Annotated in this window: 9 protein-coding genes and 1 pseudogene; 5 read left to right on the forward strand and 5 right to left on the reverse strand. The window is 65.9% G+C overall.

Annotation, left to right across the window (positions count from 1 at the left end; translation table 11 throughout):
- A pseudogene (locus ACREB7_RS19615) lies at positions 1-230 on the forward strand (hypothetical protein); the annotation flags it as partial.
- A complete protein-coding gene (locus ACREB7_RS19620; RefSeq protein WP_431593949.1) occupies positions 227-574 on the forward strand; it encodes a hypothetical protein in 348 nt (115 codons plus the stop codon). The pseudogene ACREB7_RS19615 and the gene ACREB7_RS19620, both read left to right, overlap by 4 nt.
- A 116-nt stretch (positions 575-690) precedes the next feature.
- On the opposite strand, the gene ACREB7_RS19625 is transcribed toward ACREB7_RS19620, so the two are convergent.
- Complete coding sequence (locus tag ACREB7_RS19625; protein WP_431593950.1) at positions 691-1,254, reverse strand: DUF2585 domain-containing protein; 564 nt, start codon at positions 1,252-1,254, stop codon at positions 691-693.
- A 45-nt stretch (positions 1,255-1,299) separates the two neighbouring features.
- On the opposite strand from ACREB7_RS19625, the gene gmk reads away from it, so the two are divergent.
- The gene (gmk, locus tag ACREB7_RS19630) at positions 1,300-1,962 is read left to right on the forward strand and encodes a guanylate kinase (RefSeq protein ID WP_431593951.1); all 663 of its coding nucleotides are present in this window, start codon (positions 1,300-1,302) and stop codon (positions 1,960-1,962) included.
- A 129-nt stretch (positions 1,963-2,091) separates the two neighbouring features.
- Here gmk and ACREB7_RS19635 read toward each other — a convergent pair whose 3' ends face one another.
- From ACREB7_RS19635 to ACREB7_RS19650, 4 genes are all read right to left on the reverse strand, one after another.
- A complete protein-coding gene (locus ACREB7_RS19635; protein ID WP_431593952.1) occupies positions 2,092-2,529 on the reverse strand; it encodes an acyl-CoA thioesterase in 438 nt (145 codons plus the stop codon).
- Between the two features lies 1 nt (position 2,530).
- A complete protein-coding gene (locus ACREB7_RS19640; protein ID WP_056344390.1) occupies positions 2,531-3,313 on the reverse strand; it encodes an SDR family NAD(P)-dependent oxidoreductase in 783 nt (260 codons plus the stop codon).
- A 109-nt stretch (positions 3,314-3,422) separates the two neighbouring features.
- Positions 3,423-4,592, reverse strand: coding sequence for an acetyl-CoA C-acetyltransferase (locus ACREB7_RS19645; protein ID WP_431593953.1), 1,170 nt, complete (start codon positions 4,590-4,592; stop codon positions 3,423-3,425).
- Positions 4,593-4,745: 153 nt separating this feature from the next.
- The gene (locus tag ACREB7_RS19650) at positions 4,746-5,900 is read right to left on the reverse strand and encodes an acyl-CoA dehydrogenase family protein (RefSeq protein WP_056344395.1); all 1,155 of its coding nucleotides are present in this window, start codon (positions 5,898-5,900) and stop codon (positions 4,746-4,748) included.
- A gap of 227 nt (positions 5,901-6,127) precedes the next feature.
- Here ACREB7_RS19650 and ACREB7_RS19655 point away from each other — a divergent pair, with 227 nt between their 5' ends.
- Both ACREB7_RS19655 and ACREB7_RS19660 read left to right on the forward strand, forming a co-directional pair.
- Positions 6,128-6,997: an SMP-30/gluconolactonase/LRE family protein gene (locus tag ACREB7_RS19655; RefSeq protein WP_431593954.1), complete on the forward strand. Its 870-nt coding sequence runs from the start codon at positions 6,128-6,130 to the stop codon at positions 6,995-6,997.
- A 167-nt stretch (positions 6,998-7,164) separates the two neighbouring features.
- Positions 7,165-9,279 (forward strand): M3 family metallopeptidase, encoded by a 2,115-nt coding sequence (locus ACREB7_RS19660; protein ID WP_431593955.1) that lies wholly within the window; start codon positions 7,165-7,167, stop codon positions 9,277-9,279.
- Positions 9,280-9,330 lie beyond the last annotated feature (51 nt).

Genomic DNA, 9,330 nt, shown 5'->3' on the forward strand with positions numbered 1-9,330 from the left:
GCCCCGCCCACCCCGGAGGACGCCCGTCCGGGCCGCCGCCCGGTGGCGGCAATCCGGCGCAGGGCTTCCCCTTCCCGCGTCCCGAGGACAGCAATGAGGATGGCTTCATCTCGCGCGCCGAATTCGTCGCCCCCGCCGCCGCGATGCTCGACGCCTGGGATCGCGACCGCGATGGCGCGGTGACCGCGGCCGAAGCCCCATCATCCCCCACCGAAGGAGACCGACGATGACCCCCCGCATCCTGTTGCTCGCCGCGCTCGCTGCGATGACCATCGCCGCCACGCCCGCCGCAGCGGAGCAGCCCAGGCCCGCGCAAGCGAAGGCCGAGCCGAAACGCGATGCGTCCAGACCGGCGCCGAAACCTGCCGCCAAACCCGAGCCTAAGGGCGACGCGCGCTATGGCCATTGGGACAAGAGCTGGGGCACGCGCCCTCCCGCCCCGCCGCAGCATTTCGGCAAAGAGGGCGACTGGTATCGCCATGTCCGCGCCTGCCAGCGTGCTTATCGCTCCTATCACGCCCGCACCGACAGCTATCGCGGCCGCGACGGCAGCACCCTGCACTGTCGCCTGTAACCGAACCGCCCCGGCCCTCGCCCATCTGTGACGAACGGCCATCCCCGGTGCCGATCACCCGGCGAGCCGGGTCGCCCGAAGCCCCGTCGGATTCGTCCGGCGGGGTGGAGGCATTTTCAGGCCCCCGCCTGCCAGTCCCGGATCGCCTCGACCGGCGAGACCAGCATCAGGACGTTGAGCGTCAGATTGTCGCGGATCGTCCACAGCGTAAACAGTTCGAAGGCGATCGCCAGCGCCACTGTCGCCCACCAGCGCATCCGGCTCGCGGCGAGGAAGCCCGCGACCATGAACAAAGTGTCGCTGACCGAGTTGAGGATCGAATCGCCCGAATAGCCGAAGGCCATCGTCACTTCGCGATAGCGGTCGATGATGATCGGCGAATTTTCGAGGATTTCCCATGCGCCCTCGATCCCGATCGCGAGTCCCAGCGCGACCCACAGGGGCTGGCGCGGCAGCAGCCGGCGCGACAGGCCGAAAAAGATAAAGCCGTGGATGATATGGCTGAAGCTGTACCAGTCCGAAATCTGCTGGCTGTTCTGGTTCGACTGGACGATGCCGTGCCACAGGCTGATCGTCCCGCACGGGCAGATCGGCGGGCGTCCCATCGCGAACAGGATCGCGGCGAGCAGCGCGACGAGCGCTGCGGCGACCAGCCAGCCCCTGCGCGATATTCCCGCCATATGTGTCCCCCTTGACCGCTGCGCCTCTCCGCGCAATTAGCGCCCATGGCTGAAAGCGTCCACCTGAACCGCCGCGGCGTGTTGTTCGTCCTTTCCTCGCCCTCGGGCGCGGGCAAGACCACCATCTCGCGCATGATGCTGGAGGCCGACGGCGACATCGCGCTTTCGGTCTCGGCCACCACCCGCCCGCCGCGTCCGGGCGAGGAGGATGGCGTCCATTATCATTTCGTCGACACCGACAGCTTCAAGCAAATGGCCGCCGACGGCGAGTTCCTCGAATGGGCGCATGTCTTCGGTCACCGCTACGGCACCCCGCGCGCGCCGGTCGAGGCGCTGCTCGCCGCGGGCAAGGATGTGCTGTTCGACATCGACTGGCAAGGCGCCCAGCAGCTCTATCAGGAGGCCGGTCCCGACGTCGTGCGCGTCTTCGTCCTGCCGCCGACGATGGAGGAGCTCGAACGCCGCTTGCGGTCGCGCAACACCGACAGCGACGAGGTGATCGCCGCGCGCATGGAACGCGCCGCGAACGAGATCAGCCACTGGGACGGTTACGACTATGTGCTGATCAACGACCATGTCGGCGAATGCTATGGCGAGGTCATGGCGATCCTGCGCGCCGAACGGCTGAAGCGCCGCCGCCAGATCGGCCTGATCGGCTTCGCGCGCGACCTGATCCGCTCGGTGCCCGATGCGGACAAGAAGCTTTAAAATGTCCGTCGCCCCCGCGAAGGGCGACCAGAGTCAGGTGCCTCTGGACGCGGCCGCTGGAGGTTTACAAAGCAACGAAGCTTAAGTCCGAAGGCGGCCCCCGCCTTCGCGGGGGCGACGGTGGGTCGGTCAGGCCGCCTGCGCCAGCTTCGCTTCGAGCTCCGCGACCATCTCCGCGCGCAGCGGTCTCGCCTGCCCGTCGGTGCGGCACACCACCACCGTGTCGCAGGTCGCGATGCAGCGGCCGTTCTGGAACATCGCCTGGACGATCGTCCAGCTCGAAGTGCCGAGCCGGCCGATCCCGGTCGCGATCTGCACCGGGTCGGGGAAATTGCCCTCGGCGAGATAGTTGATCTCGACCGCCGCGACCATCGTGCGCTCGTTCGCGGGGCGCTCGGTCAGCGGGCGCACCTCGCGGTTGAGCAGCACCCGGCCGCTTTCGAACAGCGCCGCAAAGGCCACATTGTTGAGGTGGCCGTTGATGTCCATGTCCTGGAACCGCGTCTGCAGGTCGAGATGGACGGGGTAGCTTGCGGCGTTCAGCCGCCAGCTCTCCGGTTTCGGCATATCAGCGCGGACCCATGCGGATGCCGCCGTCGAGGCGCACGTCCTCGCCGTTGAAATAGCCGTTCTCGATCATCGTCAGCGCAAGACCGGCATATTCGGCAGGGTTGCCGAGGCGCTTCGGATTGAGCACCGAGGCGCCCAGCGCGTCGCGGACATTCTGCGGCGCGCCCGCAAGCAGCGGGGTGTCGAAGATGCCGGGCAGGATCGTGTTGACGCGGATGCTCTCGCTCGCGAGGTCGCGCGCGATCGGAATCGTCATGCCGACGACGCCGCCCTTCGAGGCCGAATAAGCCGCCTGGCCGATCTGGCCGTCCTCGGCCGCGACGCTCGCGGTGTTGACGATCGCGCCGCGCTCGCCGTCTTCCATCGGCGGCAGCGTCATCATGCCCGCCGCCGACTTGGCGATGCAACGGAAGGTGCCGACGAGGTTGATCTGGATGATCCAGTTGAAGGCATCGAGCGGGAAATGCTTGATGCTGCCGTCTTCCTTGCTGCGGCTCGCGGTCTTGATCGCGTTGCCAGTGCCCGCGCAATTGACGAGGATGCGTTCCTGGCCGATCGCTTCGCGCGACTTGGCGAAAGCGGCATCGACCGACGCGTCGTCGGTGACATTGCATTCGCAGAACACACCGCCGAGTTCGGCCGCGAGCGCCGTGCCCTTTTCTTCCTGCAGGTCGAAGATCGCGACCTTGACGCCCTTGGCCGCCAGCGCGCGCGCGGTCGCGGCGCCGAGGCCCGAGGCGCCGCCGGTGACGACGGCGGATACGGTGGAATCGAGTTTCATATTGGTCTCCCTAGTTCATATTCGTCGCCCCCGCGAAGGCGGGGGCCGTTGGCAGCCTCGCGCTACCCCGATAGCGGCCCCCGCCTTCGCGGGGGCGACGCCAAATTGCTTACAGCCGTTCGATGATCGTGACGTTGGCCTGGCCGCCGCCTTCGCACATCGTCTGGAGGCCATATTTGCCGCCGGTCGCGTCGAGCACGCCGAGCAACGTCGCCATCAGCTTGGTGCCCGAGGCGCCGAGCGGGTGGCCGAGCGCGATCGCGCCGCCATGGACGTTGAGCCGCGCATGGTCGGCGCCCAGATATTTGAGCCAGGCGAGCGGCACCGGCGCGAACGCCTCGTTGACTTCATAGGCGTCGATATCCCCGATCTTCATGCCCGCCTTCTTCAGCGCCTTTTCGGTCGCGAACAAAGGTTCTTCGAGCATGATCACCGGGTCGCCTGCGGTCACCGAGATGTGGTGGATGCGTGCACGCGGGGTGAGACCATGATCCTTCAGCGCCTGTTCCGACACGATCAGCGCCGCCGAGGCGCCGTCGCAGATCTGGCTCGACGAGGCGGCGGTGATCGAGCCGCCTTCCTGCAGGATCTTGACCCCGGCGATGCCTTCGAGCGTCGCGTCGAAGCGGATGCCTTCGTCCACGAGGTGCATGGCGCGGCCTTCGGGGGTGTCGATCTCGAGCCCGACGATCTCGCGCTGGAAGCGACCGGCTTCGGTCGCGGCCTTGGCGCGGCGGTGGCTTTCGAGCGCGAAGGCGTCGAGGTCGTCCTTGGTGAAGCCATGCTTCTGGACGATCATTTCGGCGCCGGCGAACTGGCTGAACATGATGCCGGGGAATTTCTCCTCCAGCCGCTCGGACTTGTAGTGACCAAGGCCTTCCTTGATGAAGAGCGTCGCGACGCTGCCCATCGGAACGCGGGTCATACTTTCGATGCCGCTGGCGAGGACGATGTCCTGCGTGCCCGACATCACCGCCTGCGCCGCGAACATCATCGCCTGCTGCGACGAGCCGCACTGGCGGTCGATCGTCACCGCAGGGATCGAATCGGGCAGGTTCGACGCGAGCACGGCGTTGCGGCCGAGGTCCATCGTCTGCTGGCCGCCCTGCGACACGCAGCCGGTGATGACGTCGTCGATCTTCGAGGTGTCGAAATCATTGCGGGCGGCGATCGCGTCGAAAACGGCGGCGCCGAGGTCGACGGGGTGGACGCCGGCGAGCTTGCCGCCGCGCTTGCCGCCGGCGGTGCGAACGGCATCGACGATATATGCATGAGCCATGGGGAGTTCCTTTCGTAGTTCCCCTCCCGCAGGCGGGAGGGGCTAGGGGTGGGCGCGAGCGAAGCGAGCGTCGGGGGTGAAAAGGCCCACCCCGCTGCGACTAACGAGCAAGCTCGTAAGTCTCGCTGCCCCTCCCGCCTGCGGGAGGGGGGACTATAGTTTCCGCCCGATCAGTTCCTTCATAATCTCGTTGGTGCCGCCGAAGATGCGCGTCACGCGTGCGGCGCGCCAGGCGCGAGCGATCGGATATTCGTTCATATAGCCCGAGCCGCCGAACAGCTGGAGGCATTTGTCCATCACCTCCCACTGGAGTTCGGTGTGCCACAGCTTCGCCGCGGCGCCCTCCTCGGGGGTCAGTTCCTTCTTCATGTGGCGCGCAAGCGCCCAGTCGAGATGCGCCCAGCCCACCTGCAGCTTGGCCTTCAAATCGGCGAGCACGAAGCGGCTGTTCTGGAAATCGAGGATCGGCTTGCCGAACGCCTTGCGGTCGCGGGTATATTCGACCGTGTCGTCGAAGGCGCGCTGCGACGCCGCCTGCGCGCTGACCGCGATCGACAGCCGTTCCTGCGGCAATTCGCTCATCAGATAGATGAAGCCCTGTCCCTCTTCGCCGAGGCAGTTGGTGATCGGCACGCGGACGTCGTTGAAGAACATTTCCGACGTGTCGGCCTCGTCCTGCCCGATCTTGTCGAGGTTGCGACCGCGTTCATAACCTTCGCGGTCGGCCTCGACGAGGACGATCGACACGCCCTTCCACGCCGGCTGGATTTCGGTGTCGGTCTTGACGCAGACGAGGATCAGGTCGGCGTTCTGGCCATTGGTGATGAAGGTCTTCGACCCGTTGATGACATAATGATTGCCATCCTTCTTCGCGGTCGTGCGCATGCCCTGGAGGTCCGAGCCGGTTCCCGGCTCGGTCATCGCGATCGCGGTGATCACCTCACCCGCCACCATCTTGGGCAGCCAGTGCTTCTTCTGCTCTTCGCTGCCATATTTGACGATGTAGCTGGTGACGATGTCCGACTGGAGCGAGAAGCCGGTGGTCGCGCGGCCATAATACGCGCTCTCTTCATCGACGATCGCATTATAGCCGAAGTCGAGGCCCAGCCCGCCATATTCCTCGGGCACCGTCGGGCACAGCATGCCGAGCTCGCCCGCCTTGGGCCAGATCGACTTGGGGACGATCTTGTCCTCGGCCCATTGCGCGGCGTTGGGCGCGACTTCCTTTTCAAGGAACTGGCGGACCGTGGCGCGGAACGCCTCATGGTCCTCGCCATAGGCCGAGCGCGACAGGTTATCGAGCGACATCGTCTTCTTCTCCCGTGTGACGGCCGGACGAAAGCGGGGAGCCGGCGCGCGTGCATGGCCGCGCTGCCGCGCGCCCTTCGACGCCACCTGACCTTACGTTTACGTGCACGTCAAGTAGAAATGCCGCTACGGCATGATATGTTGCGGCATCGTCCGCGCAAAGCCGCGGTGGACGAATAGGTTTGCAGGCGCTGGGCAGTGGCGGCGACGCGCGTTACACGGCGCGCATGGTCCAACTCCTCCTCGACGCCGGCGCTTTGCTCGGCGAGTCGCCGCGCTGGCACGCAGGCGAAGCCCGCCTCTATTGGGTCGATATCGACGCGCAGCAGATCCATCGGCTCGATCCCGTCACCGGCGACCATGCCTGGATGCAGCTCTCCGAACCGGTGGGCTGCGTCGCGCCGCGCGCGGACGGCGGGCTGGTGGCGGCGTTGGGCGACGGCTGCGCGCTGATCGACGAATGGGGCACAGCGCCGCGCCCCTTCGGCCCCGCCGCGCTCGCGGGCCTGCCGCACCAGCGTTTCAACGACGGCTGCGTCGACGGCGCCGGGCGGCTGTGGGTCGGCAGCCTGACCGCCGACAAGCCGAAGCGCGACGCGACCCTCTATCGGCTCGATCCCGACGGCAGCCTCACCCCGATGCTCGGCGGGCTGATGACGAGCAACGGCGCGGCGTTCAGCCCCGACAGCCGGACCTTCTATCACGCCGACACCCCGACGCACCGTATCCACGCCTATGCCGTCGATCCCGCGACCGGCGCGCTCGGCGAAGGCCGGTTGTTCCATAAATTTGTCGAAGGCAATGGCCGCCCCGACGGCGCAGCAGTCGACGCGGAAGGCTGTTACTGGTCGGCGCTGTGGGACGGTTGGCGCATCGTCCGCCTGTCGCCGCGGGGCGAATTGCTCCAAACCGTCGACCTGCCGGTCCAGCGCCCGACGATGATCGCCTTTGGCGGCGACGACATGCGAACCGCCTTCGTGACCAGCGCCGGCAAGAATCTGACCGAGGGCGAACGCCAGGCGCAACCGCATGCCGGCGGGGTCTTCACTTTCCGGGTCGAGGTGCCCGGTCTCGTGCAGCCGATGTTCGCGGGCTGACCGATCCCCCAAACTTGCACCGCTCTGTCATATAAGGTTAAGACGCCCGCCGACATGGTTTCGTCCGAAACCTTTTCCACCGGGAGATTCCAGACATGCCGCGCAACGCGCCCGCTTTTGTTCGTCGTCTGTCGACTCTGCTTGCATCGACGGCGATGCTCGCGAGTATGAACCAGATGACCTTCGCCGCCGAAACCACCGCCCCCGCCGTCACCGCGCCCGCCGACGGCAATCCGATGCTCGCCCCCTGGACCGGCCCCTATGAAGGGGTGCCGCCGTGGGACAAGCTCGATCCCGAACTCTTCCCCGACGGTTTTGCCAAGGCGATGGCGGAGACCAGGGCGCAGGTTCAGGCGGTGATCGACAATCCCGAGGCCCCGACGTTCGAGAACACCCATGTTCCGATGATGCTGGTGGGCGACACCGCCGACCGGCTGTTCGCTTTGTGGGGGGTGCAGTCGTCGAACAAGTCGAACGACCGCGTCGAGGATATCGACGCCGAGTGGAGCCCCAAAATCTCCACCTTCTACACTGAGCTGTTCCTCGAGCCGAAGCTCTTCGCGCGCTACAAGGCGGTCTATGACGCCCGCAACACCAGCGGCCTCAACGCGCAGCAAATCCGCATCGTCGAGCGCAGCTATGACGAAATGGTCCGCGACGGCGCCAATCTGTCGGCCCCCGACAAGGCCAAGCTCGTCGCGCTGAACGCCAAGCTCGAAGGGCTGTTCTCGACCTTCTCGTCGAAGCTGCTCGGCGACGAGAAACTCTATACCTTCGTCACCGACAAGGCCGAACTCGCCGGCCTCGAACCCGGTTTTATCGCCTCGCTCGCCTCGGCCGCCGAAGCGCAGGGCAAACCCGGCCAATGGGCGATCAAGAACACCCGCTCGTCGGCGCAGCCGGTGCTGCAAAACGCCACCAACCGTGCCCTGCGCGAGAAAGTCTATAAGGCCTTCGTCAGCCGCGGCGACAATGGCGACGCCAACGACACCAATGCAACGATCGCCGAGATCTTGCAGCTGCGCCAACAGCGCGCCGAACTGCTCGGTTTCCCGAACCACGCCGCCTATCGCATGGCCGACACCATGGCCAAGACCCCCGAGGCCGCGATGGGGCTGATGATGAAGGTGTGGCCCGCCGCGGTCGCCCGCGTGCATGAGGAGGTCGCCGACATGCAGGCGATCGCCGACGCCGACGCCAAGGCCGGCAAAGGCCCCAAGCTGACCATCGAACCGTGGGACTATCGCTATTATGCCGAGAAGGTCCGCAAGGCGAAATATGACCTCGATGAAAGCGAGGTGAAGCCCTATCTCCAGCTCGACAAGCTGCGCGATGCGATGTTCTGGTCGGCGGGCCAGCTCTATGACCTGGGCTTCCGCGAGAACACCGGCACCATCCCCGTCTTCGACCCCAAGGTGAAGACCTTCGAGGTCTATAACCTCAAGACGAACGAGAATGTCGGCGTCCTCTACCTCGACAATTTCGCGCGCGACGGCAAACGCTCGGGCGCGTGGATGACCACCTATCGCAGCCAGCAGACGCTGGGCGGCGAGCGCAATGTGCTCGCGTCGAACAATAATAATTTCACCGAGGGCGCGAACGGCGAGCCGACGCTCGTCAGCCTCGACGATGCGCAGACCCTGTTCCACGAATTCGGGCACGGCATTCATTATCTGTTGCAGCATGTCTACTACCCCGCGCTCGCCGGGGTGCCGCGCGACTTCGTCGAATATCCGAGCCAGGTGAACGAGAATTGGCTGATGACGCCCGAAGTGCTGTCGAAATTCGCGACGCATTATAAGACCGGCGCGCCGATCCCGCAGGCGCTGGTCGACAAGATCCTCGCCTCGGACAAGTTCAACCAGGGCTTTTCGACCGTCGAATATCTGTCGAGCGCGATCGTCGACATGAAGCTGCACGACCGCAAGACCCCGCCGACCGACATCGACAAGTTCGAGCGCGAGACGCTGGCCGAAATCGGCATGCCCAAGGAAATCGTGATGCGGCACCGCCTGCCGCAGTTCGGGCATCTGTTCAGCAGCGACGCCTATTCGGCGGGCTATTACTCCTACCTCTGGTCGGAGACGATGGACGCCGACACCTGGGCGGCATTCACCGAGGCCGGCGGGCCGTGGGACCGCAGCGTCGCCGACAAGTTCCGCACCATATTGCTGATGACCGGCAACGAAACCGACCGCGCCGAGGCCTATCGCGCCTTCCGCGGCCGCGACCCCGATGTGAAGGCGCTGCTCCGCAAGCGCGGCTTCCCGACCGGCGAATAAGCGGCCCAACGGCTTTCTTCGTCACCCCGGACTCGATCCGGGGTCCCGCTT

The organism is Sphingopyxis sp. (genome assembly GCF_050725615.1).
Classification (GTDB): domain Bacteria; phylum Pseudomonadota; class Alphaproteobacteria; order Sphingomonadales; family Sphingomonadaceae; genus Sphingopyxis.

What these genes read in the sequence shown, in the direction of transcription:
- ACREB7_RS19645 (WP_431593953.1), bottom strand. Translation starts at nt 4,592, where the DNA reads ATGGCTCATGCATATATCGTCGATGCCGTTCGCACCGCCGGCGGCAAG.
- ACREB7_RS19635 (WP_431593952.1), bottom strand. Translation starts at nt 2,529, where the DNA reads ATGCCGAAACCGGAGAGCTGGCGGCTGAACGCCGCAAGCTACCCCGTC.
- ACREB7_RS19650 (WP_056344395.1), bottom strand. Translation starts at nt 5,900, where the DNA reads ATGTCGCTCGATAACCTGTCGCGCTCGGCCTATGGCGAGGACCATGAG.
- ACREB7_RS19640 (WP_056344390.1), bottom strand. Translation starts at nt 3,313, where the DNA reads ATGAAACTCGATTCCACCGTATCCGCCGTCGTCACCGGCGGCGCCTCG.
- ACREB7_RS19655 (WP_431593954.1), top strand. Translation starts at nt 6,128, where the DNA reads ATGGTCCAACTCCTCCTCGACGCCGGCGCTTTGCTCGGCGAGTCGCCG.
- gmk (WP_431593951.1), top strand. Translation starts at nt 1,300, where the DNA reads ATGGCTGAAAGCGTCCACCTGAACCGCCGCGGCGTGTTGTTCGTCCTT.
- ACREB7_RS19625 (WP_431593950.1), bottom strand. Translation starts at nt 1,254, where the DNA reads ATGGCGGGAATATCGCGCAGGGGCTGGCTGGTCGCCGCAGCGCTCGTC.
- ACREB7_RS19660 (WP_431593955.1), top strand. Translation starts at nt 7,165, where the DNA reads ATGAACCAGATGACCTTCGCCGCCGAAACCACCGCCCCCGCCGTCACC.
- ACREB7_RS19620 (WP_431593949.1), top strand. Translation starts at nt 227, where the DNA reads ATGACCCCCCGCATCCTGTTGCTCGCCGCGCTCGCTGCGATGACCATC.